We start from the raw sequence: 16525 nt of genomic DNA, 5'->3' as shown, positions 1-16525 counted from the left end.
TAGGATAGAAAAGAACTCGTATCAGCACTTTGCCGATACGAGTTCTTTTACGCTCAGTTTGTTTTCTGACTCCGGTGATGAAGTGATTAGCCGTCGCTCACAGTGTAAGGACATCAGTTTGGGCAGCGGTACGTGTCCGCATATTTGTCATTCCTGTATACGCTTCTTCTCATAAACCGCAGCCGCGATGCACCAGATCACGGTGGCGGTATTGGTACTGCTCTGGCTCATTACGGACATCCATGTGGCTGTCGGCACCTGCATGGCCTGTGCAATATCAGGAACAGCAACCAGCAGAATGTTCCATGTGACCGGATGGAAAGCGAGTATCCATCTGGGATACCGGGTTTTACCGGCAAGCAGCATCACGAAATGGATGCCGAAAACCAATAGCATCGGAACATACATGGAGAGGATTGCGGGGAGCATGTCATCCTGATAGGCTGTGACCGCTGTGATGGCAGCTTCTTCTCCGATGCGCGGGCCCAGATAGGTGGTGAACCACGCCATGGTAGCCACCCAAGTGTGGATAGTCAGCGCCACCGCAACGGTGAAAATTCCGCACAGATACTGAATGATCTTTGTTTTTCTGTACTTTGTATCAATGTCCGCATTCAGCGCTTTTACTACGAAGTAATAGAGAAAGCCGCCGACCGCTCCCAGCCCAACAGTAAGCACAGGCTTCCACAGCCCATAAGAGCCGGACAGATAATAGGCTCTGTTGAAAAGGCCAGTGTCGGTTTGCTGAAGTGGAATGCACCCCAGCAGCCAGTCCCCGGCAGCCATAAATATCCCACCGATTGCACCAAGAGTGCACCAGTGGATGAACTGTTTTGATTTTTCTTTCTTCATTTTCTTCACTCCTGCGCCCCTATTTCATGATCTTCATGCAAAAGTCGCAGCGGGCATCGCCGCGCCCCAGCGTTTTTGTTCGATGCCAAATGAGCTTCGGATGAAGACCGGTGTAGCTGATGTCGTCGCTGTCGCAAAAGCAGCAGCACAGCTCAGGACATCCGTATGCCACGCAGGTGTCATGATATGGACATTTCATCATATCCACACGCCATATACCGTTGCCGACCTGCAGCTCCTTTGAGTCAAAGCCCGCCGCCTGGCCGAAAACGCTCCGTGTGGATTTGACAAAAACGCCGGGGACAAGGCGGTAAAGCCCCGGTATGTGCAGCGGGGCTGCAAGCTGTTTGTGGCTCGTTCTCGCCAGCTCCTCCACATAGCCATGAACGGTTTGCAGAGCCTCCTCTTTCGGCATGACCCGCTGCAAGGTTTCGTAGGCCGCAATGCCCGGTAATATCTGCCGTTTGAGGTGGTATTGCTTCTCCTTGCTTGCATCTGCATTTTCAGCCAGCAGCACACTCAACCGCGCATCAAAAAATGCATTAAGCTCCTTGGCCTGCGAGGGAAAGCACTGTGCCGCAGTCTCCCGAAAATCACGGGAGAGATAGGTTTCCTTCATCGTCCTGCCTCCGTCCCAGCTTTCACGAAGCCCTTCTTTTTATACCCGCAGTCGCAGTATGGGCCGCCGGAGGCGAGAGTGTACTGCCGCACAAAGTCGGTCACGCCGCCCGCCTCGCTCATGGTGTAGTCCAGACGGCACAGCGCGGGAGTGAGGTCATATAGCCCCAGCTTTTTCATTAGCACGCAGATGCCGCATTTGGTGAAGCGTCCCTCGTAGCCGCTGCCGTCGGGATATTCGTAAAACTCCATGTTCCACGAATATGGGTTGCGGTCGGCGGCTTTCAAGGTGGCGGTCGCCTTCATGCCGGAAATATCTTTGGGGGTAAACTTGTTTTTTCCGCTCTTGCGGCAAAACCATTTCAGCGGCTTTGTCATCATGGATTTTGCATAATACTCTGTCAGCCGCTCCACATCCGGGCGCTCCGGCATGGAGAGAATAAACGCACCGATCATCGCGCAGTTGACGAGGTTCATCTTGAACCGGTCGCCTTTTTCAAATTCAGGCAGCTCGGAGATGATCTCCCTGTATTTCGGCTTTGCTTTTTTTGTGATGGCTTTTGCCGTATTCGTACCGTAGCCGAAGACCGCTGTCAGCTGGTTTCGGAAGGACGGCGCAAACAGCGTCCACATTCCGAAAGGCATTCCGGCGTATTTCATCGTAAGTATCTCCCGGCCTCCGCCTCCAGCGCCTGCCACACGGGATAAGCCGCGCCGTTCTCATCAAAGAACTGCTTGATATCCCGATTCAGGGCGCTCATTTCGTCTATGGCGTTCATGGCGTGGTCGGAGGCACATAGTTTGCCCAGTGAGGTGGCGCACATGAGTTTAAAGAAGCGCAGACAGGCCTTGCGGTACTTTTCGCTCTCAAAGTCTGCATCCGTCTTTGGCAAAATGTCGTGTCCCGCATTGCGTATGGCACGGTAGCCTTCAATATTGGCATCGATCACCCGTCCAAGGTACACCGTATTTCTCCTAAGCTTTTTCAGGTCGCCGTCTGTTTTATAGCAGGCGAAGGCCGCAGGCATCACAAAGGCCGCATGGCAGAGCAGATAGTCCTCCATATTCGGCTCATAGACGACCTTGTATTTGGTACCGCCGAAAATCTCTCCGATCAGTTCCGCATTGGAGACCGCCCCACGCAGCTGCCCAATGGTGATTTTTTTCAGGTCGATAGAAACGACCCGGTCAGGTTCCCGATGCCCGGCAGAGAGCGCAAAGGCAAACAAGACATTTTTCTCCGGCAGTGCCGCCGCCAGCGCTCTTGCCTGCACATTGTTACCCACAAAAACGATGTTCTTCGTCCGGTTCGTTCGTAGCGTGTCCAGAACGGAATCCAACTGTGTATAGCGCAGAACCACAAAAATCACATCGTATGCTGCATCCGGTGCAAGCGTGGTCACCACCGGAATGCGGCTGACCGATGTGCGGAGGGAGAATTGATCCTTGATCCGCAGTCCGTTCTTCCTGATTTCCTCTGCCCAGTTTCCCCGGGCAAGCAGGGTCACATCCTTTCCGGCGTGAAACAGATTCCTTGCCAGATTGCACCCTAAAACACCTGCACCATATACCAGAATTTTCATTGCTTGCCTCCAAATCTGATCTTTACAATCTGCATCTTCATCATTCCGTCACCGACCCTGGCGAGAAAACGGAAAAAGCCGCTGACGGATGGGTCTTTCAAATCGGTGTAGCCCAGCATATAGCCCCGGCTGGAGACCTGCAAACGGCTGTCCCACGCACCGATCTCTTTGGGAGCGTCGGAAACCGCGAAATACGCGCCCACATCCCTGATCTTCGCACTCTTGAGCCATGTTTTTGCAATCATCTTCACCGCCGCCCGATTTGCAGTGTCAAACACTAGCACGCTGCCCGGAAAAGCGTCTGCCATTTGCTGTACCAGCGCCTTGACCTGCTCCGTCAAAAAGTAGTAGAACACCCCGGAGGCAAAGAACACCGCACCGCCCGATGCATCGATTTTTGCAAACCACTCAGTATTATTCAAATCGCAGGGGATATTTTCCTCACGCTCCCCGGCGGGCAAAAGCTCGTTACGCACGGCTATGACATCGGGAAAGTCCAGATTGTAAATTTTACAGCTGCCGTTGTCGCAGCTTCTTCCAGTGCTGTCCAGCCCGCAGCCCAGATTGACCACCGCCGCATTGGGGTGAGATTTCAGATACTCCCGCACCTCAAAAGCAAGGTCATTCTGCCGCATGGCCACCTCCAGTGAACCGAAACGCTGCATCAGGCTGCGGGAGTTTTTCTCCGCCTCTGAAAAATCGTAGTCGATCTTGTCAATCAGGCGAACCGCTGTTTCGTCCCGGTAGAGATTCGGGTATAGTTCTGAGCAGATCTTCCGCGCATACAGAGGAATGATCAGCGTTTCCTGTACGGTGTTTTTCTCGATTTTGTATTTCACGGGTATCACTCACTTTCTGATAAATGGCAGTTCCGGCATACAGTCACGCTTGGCGATGTGTGCCAGCATTTCGGCGAACCCCTTTGGATCGCGAATCTGATATTGCATGTGATCGTATCCCTCAAACACGGGATAATGGCCGCAGGGGTAGGCTTCCATCACTGCTTGACGGTATTTGAAATGATCTTCTATACTGCCAAACTCGAAATAGGTATGTTTTTGCAATTCTTTTGAAAGCGGCGGAAAGGGTTTATCCTCCAGGCTGTTCGAAATCTGCCGCCGCAGATTTGTATAGGTCAGATTTTCGCCTGCGGCTATAAAATACGGCTTTATGGAGTCATCGTCACACCACAAAATCTTTTTCAGTGTGCCGCCCTTTGACCAATACAGACCCTTGATGGCCAGATACAAAAACGGTGTCATCATGCGGCGCGTACCTTTTCCGATTTGCGCAAATTGCCCGCCATCGAAGAAAACGTGTCCAATGGGCAGCTTCGTGCTTGTCAAAAACGCCATGGCAAGGTCTGCGCCGATAGAAGAAGCGACCACCATCGCCAGCCGCTCCACGCCCTGTCGATGCAGGAAGTCCTCCACCTGCCGTATTTCGTCCAGCTTGCTGACATATTTCTGCCCCTCGCAGTAAACGGTGGAGGTGGGCAGAATGCAGAAATACCGATCCTGCAAATATTTCACAACCGGTTCGCTGCTTGCGCCTGTCACGCCCATAGCATGAAAGAACAGCACGGCAGGATGATTCCTGTCGCCATATGTTTGAAACAGCATTTCTATCGCCTCAGCTTTCCATAAAAAGCATCATAATCGCCGCCAGTGCTGCCGAAATGACCGCCATACCAATTGTGCCGAACAGCCACTTTTTGCCCTTATCCTTGGCTGTAATGTAGGGTTTCAGGTCTTCTGTTCCCGGAATTTCCCATGCGTTCGTATGTCCTACCCAATAGCCGTCAACCCAAAATCGGTCTATGAGATTCATAACGGACAGTATGACCAGCAGCTGCCAGAAGCCCGCAAGAAAACCCCGCGCACCGTTCACCGCATAGACGCACACCAGCACATAGGCAATATAGCCGGGAACGCAGATGGCTTTGAACAGCAGGGCGTTTCGCTTGATTTTCGCGTGTGTTGTAAGTCCCAGCGTTACGCACCGCTCCTGCACCTCCTGGCTGTAAAGATGCACCATGTCCACCGCGCCCTTGCGGATACCGATGGCGCAAACCAAAATGAGCAGAACACCAAGTCCTATGCCTTCTAAAATCACCTGTAAAATCATCATTTACTTCCTTATCCCAGCGCCACATCCAGCACCATCATCACGCTGAAGCCTACCGCAAAGAACACCGTTCCAAGATTCGAGTGCCGCCCCTGCGACATTTCCGGAATCAACTCCTCTACCACCACATAGAGCATGGCGCCCGCTGCAAAACTCAGCAGATACGGCAGCGCCGGGATCACAAGCTGCGCCGCGAGAAGCGTCAGCACCGCGCCGATAGGCTCGACAACGCCGGAAAGCACACCGCCGAGAAACGCTCGGCCCTTGCGTTCCCCCTCCGCCCGGAGCGGCATGGAGATGATCGCGCCCTCGGGAAAATTCTGAATGGCTATGCCAAGGGACAGGACAAGTGCGCTTGCCGCCGTAATTTGCGTATTTCCCGAAAGGAAGCCTGCATACACCACGCCGACTGCCATTCCCTCCGGGATGTTATGTAAGGTAACAGCCAGCACCATCATGGTGGTGCGCCCGAGCTTGCTTTTCGGACCCTCGGCCTGTTCACTTCCCACATGAAGATGGGGAATCAAACGGTCAAGCAGGAGCAAAAACAGCACGCCGCTCCAAAAGCCGATAAAGGCGGGGAGAAAGGACAGCTTCCCCATATCCTCCGACTGCTCAATGGCGGGGATCAGCAAGCTCCAGATGGATGCTGCCACCATCACACCGGCGGCAAAACCCGCAAGGGAGCGCTGCACCAGATCGCCAAGGGATTTTTTCATAAAGAACACGCAGGCCGAGCCCAGTGTTGTACCCAAGAAAGGGATCATGATTCCGATAAAGGTTTTCATTTGTCTCACCGCCTTTGCATTGCGTTTTTATTTGTTTCTTCTGAAGCCCGCCTCATCCCGATATTCGGGATGTTCCTTTAAGTATGGGTCTTTATCGCCGCAGATGGTATAATCGCATCGGCAGCCATCCACGCAGGTAGTCGTCCGCACCAGCCTTGCGTGGAGCAGCTCCATAGATGCGTAGTCCACATTGCACAAGGCGGGCATAATATCCGTAAGACCGTGCTTGATAGCAAACTCCGCTGCCGGGCACGCCGTAAATTCATAATAAATAGGCTTGTCGGTTTCATAAGGCGCAATCGACATCTCGTAATCGTGCCATTTGTCGCAGCCGCTTTTCGCACGAACAAACGCCTTGTACATCAGCTTCCTCCAGAACGGCTTGTTGCAATCCACAAATTTCAGCTTGCGGAAAGTCGGAAGAATCAGTTTTTCCTCCATCTCTTCGATCTCACGGAACAATGTGACGGCTTTGCAGACCGCGTAATAGCTCATAATGGCGATGCAGTCGTAGGTGCCGCCTACGCCGTTGTGGAAGTTCCGCTTGCCGCCCAAATCGGTACGCCAGTCGGAGAGAAATTCCGCATACCGCCGCTGTACTTTTTCCCAAACCGCCTCCCGCTCTACTGCAGGATAGTGCAGAGCGATCTTCGCCCGTATCTCCTTCTTGCAGGGGCGGGAATACAGCACATGGCATTTGCGGTCGAATAGGAGCTTCTTGTCTTTCATCTGTTTGTTTTCGTCCTTGCTTTCTGTTTTGCGCACGAAATCGTTTAGTCCGCTTTTCGGCAGACAAACCATGCCATGCTTTTCAGGTTTCCCATGTCCACATCCGTATACATTCCATCCAGCCGTGCTTTCAGACTGGAAACCGTCTCATAGGGCGGCGTGAAGAATCCCGCCTTTTCATAAACGTGCCGGACAAACCAATCCGTCCGCTTGTGCTCGCCCTTCACATAAAAGCAGCCGCAGAATGTCCCGCCGGGTCTCAAGACCCGGAAAATCTCCCGATAAGCTGCCTCCTTGTCCGGGAAAGCGTGAAAGCCGTTCAGCGACAGAACAATGTCAAAAGAGCCGTCTGCATAGGAAAGCGCACCCACATCGCCCTGCTGAAAGGTTATGTTGTTCAGATTCAGTCGGTTCGCTTTTTCCTGCGCCTGCCCCATCATATCCGCCGAGTAATCGAGGCAAGTGATGTCCGCCTCCGGCATAGTCTGATAAACCGGCATGGTCAGAATCCCTGTTCCCACCGGCACTTCCAGCAGCTTGCCGGAGAAATGCTCCGGAATACCGGACATTGCCTTTTCCAGATAGGCGTCGTTTTCTGCCTTGTTCATTGCCCACACCAAGCGGCACACCGCTTTCCCACTCAGGGTAGAGCAGGTGATCATGCCGTCATAAAAACTGTTTCCGCCCGTCATTCGGTACGCACTGCGAATGGCTTCTTTTCGTTCCATGGTTTTCTCTCCGTGTTTCAATCAACACACGCCCGCTTCCGATCTCATTTTTTCAAAATGTCCACGATTTTCGCAAAGTCCTCCTTTGCCTCCTTGAAGATCGGTAGCATACAGTAGCAATGCACCATCTTCGGGCGGGCGGACACCGTATAGGGGACATTTGCCCGTTTGCAGGCTTCCTCAAAGTCCGGCAATGCGCCATAGAGCACCTCGTCGGCAGAATAGAAGAAGTGGATATCGCCTACGCCGGTAAAATCTCCCCGAGAGCCGGAAGGCATATAGTCCGGCACATTCTCACAGTCGTGCCGCATGAACTTCTCCACCGTCACCATGAAGGCATAGTCGATGGAAACGTCCCTTTCATTGAGCGCCTGCATCCGCGCCCTTTCCGCATCGTTCCACGGCACCTCGCCGGGGGATACGGCGACAATGTGCCTCGGCTGCGGCAGCGGCTCTGGCTGGGCGTTGTTATGCGCCGCGATCCCCAAAGCCAGCGCACCGCCGGAGGAAAAGCCGCAAGTACTGACATTTCCGCCGCCATACAGTGCAATCATTTTTCGATAACATTCGTACACCATCGCGTATGTTTCAGTAATGCAGTGTTCCATGCAGAGCGGGTAAAACGGAAACCACACATCACAGCCGGTCTCGCGGCAGAGCTTGCGCATCACAGGCAGGTCGCCCTTATCGGGGCCGATCACCATGCCGCCGCCAAAGAAATAGAGAATCGCGCGCTCGGTCGGCTTCGGATGCTCTCGCACGATCAGGCAGGGAAAGCCGTTTACCGCGATCGTTTCATAATATGCCTTGCGGTCGGTGGGCGTAAAAACGCCACGATGCCGGTTCTGCTTTTCAATTTCCTTTCGCAGTGCATCCTCCGGCAAGGCAAACGCCTTTTTCGCGCCGGAGAGCTTGTATACGCTGCGTAAGATAGATGCAAAGATACTCATGATTTAGCTCCCTCATTTCCGCGCCGTGATGCAGAGCCAGCTTTTCTTTTTGTGTATCTGCATATCGTGAAAGCCCGCCTGCTCCAGATACGTCTTCAGCTCGGCGTCCTTGTAGATGGTCATGCCGCCGATAATCTCCGTCCACCTCTTGTCCTTGTCCGTATCGCCGTTGCTTTCGTTGCAGATGAGTAATGTCCCGCCGGGCTTCAGCACCCGGTAAACCTCCCGGAAGCACTGCGGCAGATCGGGCCAGAAATAGACGGTTTCAAAGGCCGTTACCGCATCGAACCAGTTGCCTGCAAAGATCATATCCGCCACGCTGCCTTGCAGAACGGTGCAGCGGCCCTCCGCTATGGCGGCCTCGTTGACCTTTTTGGATTTCTCCACACTGACTGGGGAATAGTCAATGCCCTTGACAATACCCTCCGGGCATTTTTTCAGAAGTCTCTTGATGTTCGCCCCTCCGCCGCAGCCGCAGTCCAGCACCTTGGCGTCCGGAGTAAGCTCCAAAAAGCGAAGTCCCCACCGTGCCACGGGACTGTGCCCCAGGTTCATCATGGCGACCATGATTTTCCCGCTAAGCCCCACAGGCTTTCTGGTGTTCTCAAAAAATGACATCTTATCACACCTCCGATTTCACACATTCCGCATAGGTCAGCGGGAAGGACGCCTTTAGAACAGCGCTTTTCCGCACCGTCCAGCCGTTTTGTCGTAGGAAGCGCAGGTATTCCGCGCTCGTCCACTTGCTGTGGAGAGGAAAGCCTGCCAGCTTCATGAAAAAGGCTTTGACCTTGCCGGAAAACGAGTTTCCCGCGTGGGTGAAGGTCGGCGCGATGAGCGTGCCGTCGTCTTTCAGTACCCGTTTTATCTCTTGCAGGGCTTTTTCCGGCTGCGGCACGATATGCAGCGCGTTGGACACGATCACTACATTAAAGGACTGGTTTGCATAGGGCAGGCGGAACATATCCTGCACGGAGAAGTGCAGCTTTGCCGAGCGGTTATCCCGCTTCGCCTCGGCGATCATCTCCGGGGAGGCATCCGTCGCCTCGATGTGCGCCGCCGCGTTTACAATGTGTTTTGCGATCAATCCCGTGCCGGTCGCCAGCTCCAACACCGTCTTGGCTTTTACAACCAGCCGGATCAGCACATACATCTCGTCATATGCTGCCCGATCCTTTCGCATAAAGCGGTCGTAACGTCCGGCATTTTTGTCCCAGAAATTCTTGTGTTCCTGCATCGCTATCATTCCTTTCAATGTTAGATTAACCTAACCGACGCGTGCATCCGGTAGGTTAGATGGTGCTAACCATTGTGTCTTGGAAAAGCCGCATCTCTGCGGCCTTCCGCTTATTTAAATAACTCCCTGCAAGCGCCGTACACCAGCGTTTCCAGCACCTGCGGGTACAGTCCTCCTATTTGCTCCTTGTGTGAGACGGTCAGAATCAGTCCGCGTACTGTCGCGGCGGCAAGTGAAATCCCCCGTTTAGGAACAAGGCCATATTTTTCCAGAAGCAGACGAATGTGCGTCTCGTCATCGTGGTAATGTTCCTTTTTGACGCCCTCCGGCAATCTCTGTAAAAGCAACTTGGCGTCATGTTCAATGAAAACCATGTCGCCGGTATCGGACAGCCGCCAGCAGACGGCAAGAACCGCCTTTGCCGCACGCTCCGACGGCGGCAAGCCGTCAGTTTCGCTCAGTGCATGGTCAGCCACTCCGTAAAGCTCGGAGTGAATGTTCTCCAAAACCGCGAAGAAAAGCATTTCCTTGGATTCGTAGAATTTATAGAACGAACCCTTTGCAATGCCGACCGCCTTCGTCAGCTGCTCTACGGAGGTTTTCTTCATCCCCAGCGTGACAGCACAATGTCTCGTTTCCTTCAGCAACGCCTTGCGGAGCTGCTCAGTCTCGTAATCGGTAAAAGCCAAGGTCGCACCCTCCTTAAATATGACCATTTCGGTTCTTTTGGTCATATTATACCGCGCTTTTTTCTGGTTTGCAAGGGATGTAGAGAAAACATACGCATTTTAACAAAAAATTATTTTTCCTTAACACATTATTTCATGAAGGCGCTCCTCTTCCTTTGGCAAAGTACTGCACCCCCCTAAAATCAAAAATGCACCCCCCTCCAAACCGTAATTGCACCCCCTTAACGGGTTTCTATCAAAATTAGAGTCATTTGCCATGGAATAAAGGCTGTTGATCAGCGCGTCCGAACCAGACAAACTCTGCAACCCCTGTGCTACCATATTGTCACGCATTGGCTCTCGTCGTAGGTTCGCGATAAACTGGAAGGGGTCCATGGGAATATTAAATGTAATGCCAATGCCTATCCCATATTCTCCACGGTTCACATCCTGATAATAGGTCATGGTCTCTTTGCTCGATGTTGTAACTTCAAATCCAACCGCTTTCAAATCCTCGGCAACAGCAGCGGTTACGTCCTCCAGCATGGCAAGATCGCTGCTGCAGGAGATGGATGTACTCAATTTAACCCCATCTTTTTCACGGACGCCATCCCCATCAACGTCGAGCCAGCCTGCATCTTCTAACAGTTTAACTGCCTGTTCTGGCGAATAATGATAGGAACCAGTGTCTATATCGCAATATGGGAGAGCAGGGTCCATTACCGATTCTGCTGGAACCTCCACGCCACTAAAGATATTCTGGCAAATCGACTCTTTATTGATAGCGTAATTGACTGACTGCCGAATCTCTACGTCCTCAAACGGCTGTGACACAGGGTTAATTCCCAGAATCCGCGTCTGAATGACTGCATCAGAAGTCAATGTGCCGAAAGAAGTATCCTGGCTCAACTCCTGATAAGCATCGTAGCTCATGTTATTTGCAGAAAGAAGCATATCAACCTCTCCGTTGCGGAGGGCCAGCAGCTTGGCATCATTATCAGGAATCACCTTCACATGGAAAATGTCCACATCAGGCCCCCCTCGGTCATAGTACGGGTTGCGAACAAAGGTATATACATCATTTTCCTTTTGACCATTGTACATATATGGCCCGGAACCCATGGTTTGAGTTTTAACAGACTCAGAAAGTGATCCATCTTCATTGAACGCATTGGGAGACATGATTCCCATGGGCAAGGGCAATGTGAAGTCCTGCAAAGCACCGTAATATGGTGTTGTTAGCTTGACTGCCACAGTATATTCGTCCACAACAGTCACTTCATCCATCAACGTGCTGGTAAGGCCGAAGACCCCGTTGGAATCTCCTAAAATAGCTGGCATATTATCAAAATTGAGTTTTACAACCTCCGCATTGAGCTCTTCACCATCTGAAAACTTGATTCCCCGTTTCAATGTGAAAGTATAGGTAAGAGCATCCGAACTCACTTCCCATTTTTCTGCAAGACCGGGGATAATTTCACCGTTGTCATACCGAACAAGCGTCTCATAGAAATTATCCAAATAATAGAGCAGCTCATACTGAGCATAGGCATTCGGCTTATTCTCATCTGTGGCCGCCATGGTAAACAGATCAAACGCTTTTTCTTCATCCTGATCCACGCCTTGGCCTCGGTGATACAGACTGCCCAAGGCATAGGCAACGAAGGGATTTCCCTCTGCAACCGATTTTTCATACCACTCGGCAGCTTTCAGATAGTTCTGATCCACGCCATAGCCGAAGGCGTACATCTTGCCGATCCGGTATCGGAGATACCCTGGCTTTTCCTCCTTTGGCTCTCTGGCGCAGAAAGCAGAGAATGCTTTTCGGAACCATTCCTGTGCCTGTTCTTCCTCCTTTTCACAGCCAAGACCGGCCAGAACCATTTTGCCAAGATCATGCATGGCAAAACCATTGCCACGCAGAGCTTCTTTCTTCAGAGCGGCCAGAGCCTGTTCAAAATCCGGTTTGGATGTCTTCGTGCCATAGAGGAAGGCACGGGCCGCCTTATATTCATCCGTCCACCAGGTATCTTTCTTCCGGCCCCTTCCGCCAGAATAAGAGCGAAAGGCGGGAGGCAGATCTGGCTCGATGGGATCGTCCGCCTGAGAATCTGGTTCCGGAGCTTCTGGCATTTCCAAATCAGGAGCATCGGCCTGAGCCGGTTCCTCCACATCCTGCCGGTCAGCATGAAGACCCAGGGCCTCCTGTATGACTGCATTCTTGATGGGCTTAAATTCTTTATTCTGTGAGAGCGGCACTCGCTGTGGAAGTGCTTCTGTATAGACCTGGAGTGCTTCTTCTTTCTGTTCGTACCACAGATTGTAAAGAGCGGCAATCTTTTCATCTGCCACCAGCTCATCCACGATGGCATCCACCAACGCTTTCACATCCGCTTTCAGGTAGCCATAGACCTTTTTCCCTTTAGTTTTAGAAAGCCGGTCAGCCAAACGCAGGAGCAGTTCCTCTACCTTGGGATTATCATAGGTTCCGGCATTGATGTGGGAGACAATCTCTACGATCAGCTCCTTGCTGTGCAGGCGCAGCTCATCCCTTTGAACCGTCTGCTTTTCATAAATGCAGAGCAGATCCTGCTCAAAGATATCTTTGGCCAGGGAAGACCGCATCTTTGCCACACCCTGTTTGGTAAGGAAACCTTCATTCTCGACGGTAGAGTACGCCAGCAGATGGATGTGGGGATGATGGCTCTCATTGTGAAAGGCAGCATACCATTTCAGATGATCCATGGGGATCTTCAGGCTGTCCGCCAGGGCCTGCGTCTGCGTCCGAAGCATATCCCGCCATCGGATGCCGGTATTGAAACCAAGGCACTCCGCATCCTCCCGGCGCAGAGAAATGATAAGCGTCCACACATTTCCCTGATGAGCGTTCAGCTCCTGGGATACCTCTTTCAGCTTGACCTGGACACCATCATCCGTGAACATCCCATGGCTGCCAAACCGTTCCGCACCAGGCCGGGTGCCGATGTAGTCGGCATAGGTTCTCTGGTTCAGGATCTCATGGGCATTATCCTCAATGGCACGGGTGATAAATTCAGAGGCAACTCCTACGGTCTTTTCTCTCTGGTAGTCCTCATACTCCAGCATCGTGGCACTATCCGGGAAATCCCGCAGGAGCTTTTCGATGAGCTTTTGTTGTTTCACTGTTGCGGGAGCCAGCTTGAAAGACTCATCGATCTTCTCCACACCTTCACGGGTGGCGATGTAGGTGGCATACCCGCCGATGGGCTTTTCCTGATCCGGCTTCAGGTACTTAAATTTGGTAACCAGACGGGCCATGGGGAACCTCCTTCCGTTTGAGTAAAGAAAAAGCAGGAGACCTCGAAAGAGATTTCCTGCCGGATGCGAATCATATTCTGTTCTATATCATTTGATGGCGGATCAGAGGATTGCTGTAATCACTCCCACTGCAAGACAAGCTGGCAGTCCAAGAAGCATACCAATACAGGACTGCCTGATATGAAAACGATAGTCCTTATATTCTTCCATATTCTCTGTGCCTGGTATCCTGACTTTTTTTGAATGACAAAACCAGATGCAGTCAAGAACAAGAGCGTCATACCAATCAATGATCAGCCAGATCAGGTAGGAATCCCGAAACCCTTTCCAGAATGTATCCGCTCCATTAAACTGTTTCAGGACAACAGCGAAGATGAACACAAAAGCAAGCAGGGCGATCCCCTTTCGGAGGATATCTGCCCTGGTAAAGCGTTGTTCTCTTTTTTCGATCAATCCTAATTCCATACATTTCTCCCGTATGGCCGGGGGATAATCTCCCACTGAGGTAAGGGGATTTTTCAGCGTCAGTGACACAATCAGAACTGTGAATAATAAGATACCAATCAGACTTTCTATCATGACCGCCATATTCACTTTACCTCCGATATCCATTTTATCGTTTTATGGAAAGCGTCTTCACGGCTGCGCCTGCAATCTTCCGGATATTGTCTCTCAATTTTAAACATTTTCAGCTTAGATGGATTTAATGGAACAAGAATGTGGCTTGCTTTTTCATATTCCAGGACATCCACCCGGAAAGCAAATCGGTGTTTTTCCAGACGGTTTACCATATATGCCACCGCCTCTTTGCTGGGCCACATGAGATCTTCCTTTGCGTAAATAAATAAAATGTTTCCCTGAATGTTCTCCACATGAATGGCTGTATCCTCATCAAAATGTTTCAGCGGTTCTTCGTAGATGTAGGATAACTCGAACTGCTGATGGAGGATGAGGTTCCGGATTGCCGGCCCATATTTCAGATGCGCTGTCATACACGGAAAATCTTTTCCCCTGTATGTGAATTCGGAGGCAGATGAAAAAGTTTTCGATGCCATGCTTTTATTCCCGTACATGCCTCCCCATATACAGTGGATCGGGGAGAGGGCAACAACGCCGCAGATATCCGGCATAAGAGAAGCGCAAAGCAATACCAGTTCAGCGCCTTTTGAAATGCCATACATGATAATCTTTTCATATCCTTTGTTTTTCAGCCACAGGATCGCTTTTTCAAATGGATCGACAGGCACCCGAACCAGTTCTTTCGGCAGCCCGTCTACGTTCCAGTAACAAATACCTAACGCGGCGATGCCGCACCTGGCAAACATAGCACCCACATTCATCGGGATATTTTCATTCCCTTCGCTGCCGCCTACTACGATGACGACCTTTTTGGGATCATGATCCTTAACAGGGACATGATAAAGTCCATAGAAGCCCTCCTGTGCAACCGTCACATATTCCACTTTCCCAACTCTCCCTGTTTTTGCAGCTTGGATTGCTGTCCGTATTTTCTTTCTTTATCCCATTTAGAGTCCTTTTTGCAAACATAGAAATCACACTTTTCTGCGCCCTCTGCAAGTGTACCTGTCCTGTATAACACGCCGCCCATGAGATCAGCAGAAATAAAATCCATGGCACACATATAGGGTATCAGTTCTTCCAAATGCTCCTGTTTTCCAAGCGCACACAGGCCGCACCTGTGATAGTTGATGGTGTATTCGTCTGCATCCCTTCCGGGAATCGTCTCCGTCATCCAGTTGAATTCGCTGTCGGATATGGCATTTGCAATTCTGTCCTTCTTGACTTTCTTTTTTTGATATTCCATATCAAATGGATTTTTACTCCCGAAAGCTTTTTTAATGAGCGACGCCTGCATCGTGGCTGTCACCATTTCCCCGAACTGCTCATGGCTCATCGCCCCATCCATTGCCTTATAAACTGCCATCCAGACAATTCCGCCGGAAAGACAGATTCGCAGAGGATTTTTCGTAAAACCGCCTATGTCGGGTGTCCTCGCCAACATATCTTTAAAGTTTTTACGCGATTTCTTCTTCACCCTGAATGTATCCGTATTTTTGCAATTGGCTGCGATATATTTGAAAATAGCAGGTGTCATCGCTGACCACATCAGTTTTTCACAGATGGTGTTTTTCATATTCATTCTCCTTCAAAACGTACTCATAAACGAGGGACTGATTGCCAGAGCCATCCTGAAAGGGCTTCTCTGCCACTTTCTTAAATCCACGTTTTTCATAAAACTCCCACGATGCAAGAGTGTTCGTAAAAAGCCGCACACGATCTGCTCCATCAGCTTTTGCCCGATTCAAAAATTGTGTGACCAATGCGGTTCCCAACCCCTTTCTGTAATTCCTTCTGGACGAAAGGGCAACGAGTTCCAGATCGCATTTCCCAACGGTTTCCTTATCCCTTTCCTGTAGCTGACGGAAAAAGGCATCAAACTGCTTCTGGAATGGTGCTGACATTTTATATCTTTTCAGATAGAACTTGAGGAACATTTTACACCAACGGCCATAGTGCTTTTTTGTCTCATACTGAGCTGCCAGAGCCTTGCTGAAACGCTTATCATATTTTCCACAGATGAATCCTACGACCTGATGATCCTCCGTTTCCGCAACATAGGTGAAATTGCATTTTTCAATCAGGATCTGTGCGTAGTCACGCAAAAGTATTTTATCGTTCTGATCCACAGAGCATGAAAAGAATCCTTCGTAGAAGCAATCCCTGCAGGCCGCAGCATCTTCTTCCTTATATGGACGAACAGTAAACATGGATGTACCCTCCTATGCGCAAATAGGTTAGTGATAACTAACTAATATTATATCAGAAGATATATGGGACTGCAATTCCTTTTTTACCTGTTAATCATTTGATAGTGACAAGACGGATCATGAGAATCCTCCTTCCGTTTTAGAGTAAAGAAAAAGCAG

Annotated in this window: 19 protein-coding genes; all 19 read right to left on the bottom strand. The window is 50.9% G+C overall.

Annotated features, from left to right (window positions below):
- Window positions 1-147: 147 nt before the first annotated feature.
- Window positions 148-852: a DUF6796 family protein gene (locus Selli1_RS11370; protein ID WP_281844900.1), complete on the bottom strand. Its 705-nt coding sequence runs from the start codon at window positions 850-852 to the stop codon at window positions 148-150.
- Window positions 853-871: 19 nt separating this feature from the next.
- Window positions 872-1471: an L-2-amino-thiazoline-4-carboxylic acid hydrolase gene (locus tag Selli1_RS11365; RefSeq protein ID WP_281844902.1), complete on the bottom strand. Its 600-nt coding sequence runs from the start codon at window positions 1469-1471 to the stop codon at window positions 872-874.
- Window positions 1468-2169: an L-2-amino-thiazoline-4-carboxylic acid hydrolase gene (locus tag Selli1_RS11360; RefSeq protein WP_330677565.1), complete on the bottom strand. Its 702-nt coding sequence runs from the start codon at window positions 2167-2169 to the stop codon at window positions 1468-1470. The genes Selli1_RS11365 and Selli1_RS11360 overlap by 4 nt, the downstream gene beginning before the upstream one ends.
- Window positions 2127-3053, bottom strand: a complete 927-nt coding sequence (locus Selli1_RS11355; RefSeq protein WP_281844906.1) for a ketopantoate reductase family protein — start codon at window positions 3051-3053, stop codon at window positions 2127-2129. Before Selli1_RS11355 ends, Selli1_RS11360 begins: the two co-directional genes overlap by 43 nt.
- On the bottom strand, window positions 3050-3892 hold the full coding sequence (locus tag Selli1_RS11350) for a class I SAM-dependent methyltransferase (RefSeq protein ID WP_281844908.1): 843 nt from the start codon (window positions 3890-3892) through the stop codon (window positions 3050-3052). Before Selli1_RS11350 ends, Selli1_RS11355 begins: the two co-directional genes overlap by 4 nt.
- A 9-nt stretch (window positions 3893-3901) precedes the next feature.
- Window positions 3902-4675 carry an alpha/beta fold hydrolase gene (locus tag Selli1_RS11345; protein ID WP_281844910.1) on the bottom strand — a complete coding sequence of 258 codons (774 nt, stop codon included), beginning with the start codon at window positions 4673-4675 and terminating at the stop codon, window positions 3902-3904.
- 10 nt (window positions 4676-4685) lie between these two features.
- Window positions 4686-5183 carry a hypothetical protein gene (locus Selli1_RS11340; protein ID WP_281844913.1) on the bottom strand — a complete coding sequence of 166 codons (498 nt, stop codon included), beginning with the start codon at window positions 5181-5183 and terminating at the stop codon, window positions 4686-4688.
- An 8-nt stretch (window positions 5184-5191) separates the two neighbouring features.
- Complete coding sequence (locus Selli1_RS11335; protein ID WP_281844915.1) at window positions 5192-5968, bottom strand: ZIP family metal transporter; 777 nt, start codon at window positions 5966-5968, stop codon at window positions 5192-5194.
- Window positions 5969-5995: 27 nt separating this feature from the next.
- Window positions 5996-6697: an L-2-amino-thiazoline-4-carboxylic acid hydrolase gene (locus tag Selli1_RS11330; RefSeq protein WP_281844925.1), complete on the bottom strand. Its 702-nt coding sequence runs from the start codon at window positions 6695-6697 to the stop codon at window positions 5996-5998.
- Window positions 6698-6741: 44 nt separating this feature from the next.
- The gene (locus tag Selli1_RS11325) at window positions 6742-7425 is read right to left on the bottom strand and encodes a class I SAM-dependent methyltransferase (protein ID WP_281844926.1); all 684 of its coding nucleotides are present in this window, start codon (window positions 7423-7425) and stop codon (window positions 6742-6744) included.
- Between the two features lie 44 nt (window positions 7426-7469).
- Window positions 7470-8375 (bottom strand): alpha/beta hydrolase, encoded by a 906-nt coding sequence (locus tag Selli1_RS11320; protein ID WP_281844928.1) that lies wholly within the window; start codon window positions 8373-8375, stop codon window positions 7470-7472.
- Between the two features lie 12 nt (window positions 8376-8387).
- Window positions 8388-8993, bottom strand: coding sequence for a class I SAM-dependent methyltransferase (locus Selli1_RS11315; RefSeq protein ID WP_281844930.1), 606 nt, complete (start codon window positions 8991-8993; stop codon window positions 8388-8390).
- Window positions 8994-8997: 4 nt separating this feature from the next.
- Window positions 8998-9612: a class I SAM-dependent methyltransferase gene (locus Selli1_RS11310; RefSeq protein WP_281844932.1), complete on the bottom strand. Its 615-nt coding sequence runs from the start codon at window positions 9610-9612 to the stop codon at window positions 8998-9000.
- 110 nt (window positions 9613-9722) lie between these two features.
- On the bottom strand, window positions 9723-10301 hold the full coding sequence (locus Selli1_RS11305) for a TetR/AcrR family transcriptional regulator (protein ID WP_281844934.1): 579 nt from the start codon (window positions 10299-10301) through the stop codon (window positions 9723-9725).
- 120 nt (window positions 10302-10421) lie between these two features.
- Entirely contained in the window at window positions 10422-13577 is a 3156-nt protein-coding gene (mobP3, locus tag Selli1_RS11300; protein ID WP_281844936.1) for a MobP3 family relaxase, read from the bottom strand.
- Window positions 13578-13679: 102 nt separating this feature from the next.
- Window positions 13680-14165 (bottom strand): hypothetical protein, encoded by a 486-nt coding sequence (locus Selli1_RS11295; protein ID WP_281844937.1) that lies wholly within the window; start codon window positions 14163-14165, stop codon window positions 13680-13682.
- Window positions 14166-14167: 2 nt separating this feature from the next.
- A complete protein-coding gene (locus Selli1_RS11290; RefSeq protein ID WP_022789869.1) occupies window positions 14168-15040 on the bottom strand; it encodes an acyl-CoA thioester hydrolase/BAAT C-terminal domain-containing protein in 873 nt (290 codons plus the stop codon).
- On the bottom strand, window positions 15028-15732 hold the full coding sequence (locus tag Selli1_RS11285) for an L-2-amino-thiazoline-4-carboxylic acid hydrolase (RefSeq protein ID WP_022789868.1): 705 nt from the start codon (window positions 15730-15732) through the stop codon (window positions 15028-15030). Before Selli1_RS11285 ends, Selli1_RS11290 begins: the two co-directional genes overlap by 13 nt.
- Window positions 15713-16366, bottom strand: coding sequence for a GNAT family N-acetyltransferase (locus Selli1_RS11280; RefSeq protein WP_281844943.1), 654 nt, complete (start codon window positions 16364-16366; stop codon window positions 15713-15715). The genes Selli1_RS11285 and Selli1_RS11280 overlap by 20 nt, the downstream gene beginning before the upstream one ends.
- Between the last annotated feature and the right edge of the window lie 159 nt (window positions 16367-16525).

The sequence above is a fragment of the Sellimonas catena genome, from assembly GCF_027924685.1.
GTDB classification, from domain to species: Bacteria; Bacillota; Clostridia; order Lachnospirales; family Lachnospiraceae; genus Sellimonas; species Sellimonas catena.
Note: the sequence above shows the minus strand (reverse complement) of the source record. Positions and strands in the feature narration are given on the sequence as shown.

Coding starts and splice junctions, on each gene's coding strand:
- Selli1_RS11355 (WP_281844906.1), bottom strand. CDS start 3,053: ATGAAAATTCTGGTATATGGTGCAGGTGTTTTAGGGTGCAATCTGGCA.
- Selli1_RS11330 (WP_281844925.1), bottom strand. CDS start 6,697: ATGAAAGACAAGAAGCTCCTATTCGACCGCAAATGCCATGTGCTGTAT.
- Selli1_RS11310 (WP_281844932.1), bottom strand. CDS start 9,612: ATGCAGGAACACAAGAATTTCTGGGACAAAAATGCCGGACGTTACGAC.
- Selli1_RS11340 (WP_281844913.1), bottom strand. CDS start 5,183: ATGATGATTTTACAGGTGATTTTAGAAGGCATAGGACTTGGTGTTCTG.
- Selli1_RS11295 (WP_281844937.1), bottom strand. CDS start 14,165: ATGGCGGTCATGATAGAAAGTCTGATTGGTATCTTATTATTCACAGTT.
- Selli1_RS11280 (WP_281844943.1), bottom strand. CDS start 16,366: ATGTTTACTGTTCGTCCATATAAGGAAGAAGATGCTGCGGCCTGCAGG.
- Selli1_RS11370 (WP_281844900.1), bottom strand. CDS start 852: ATGAAGAAAGAAAAATCAAAACAGTTCATCCACTGGTGCACTCTTGGT.
- Selli1_RS11315 (WP_281844930.1), bottom strand. CDS start 8,993: ATGTCATTTTTTGAGAACACCAGAAAGCCTGTGGGGCTTAGCGGGAAA.
- Selli1_RS11285 (WP_022789868.1), bottom strand. CDS start 15,732: ATGAAAAACACCATCTGTGAAAAACTGATGTGGTCAGCGATGACACCT.
- mobP3 (WP_281844936.1), bottom strand. CDS start 13,577: ATGGCCCGTCTGGTTACCAAATTTAAGTACCTGAAGCCGGATCAGGAA.
- Selli1_RS11335 (WP_281844915.1), bottom strand. CDS start 5,968: ATGAAAACCTTTATCGGAATCATGATCCCTTTCTTGGGTACAACACTG.
- Selli1_RS11320 (WP_281844928.1), bottom strand. CDS start 8,375: ATGAGTATCTTTGCATCTATCTTACGCAGCGTATACAAGCTCTCCGGC.
- Selli1_RS11365 (WP_281844902.1), bottom strand. CDS start 1,471: ATGAAGGAAACCTATCTCTCCCGTGATTTTCGGGAGACTGCGGCACAG.
- Selli1_RS11345 (WP_281844910.1), bottom strand. CDS start 4,675: ATGCTGTTTCAAACATATGGCGACAGGAATCATCCTGCCGTGCTGTTC.
- Selli1_RS11325 (WP_281844926.1), bottom strand. CDS start 7,425: ATGGAACGAAAAGAAGCCATTCGCAGTGCGTACCGAATGACGGGCGGA.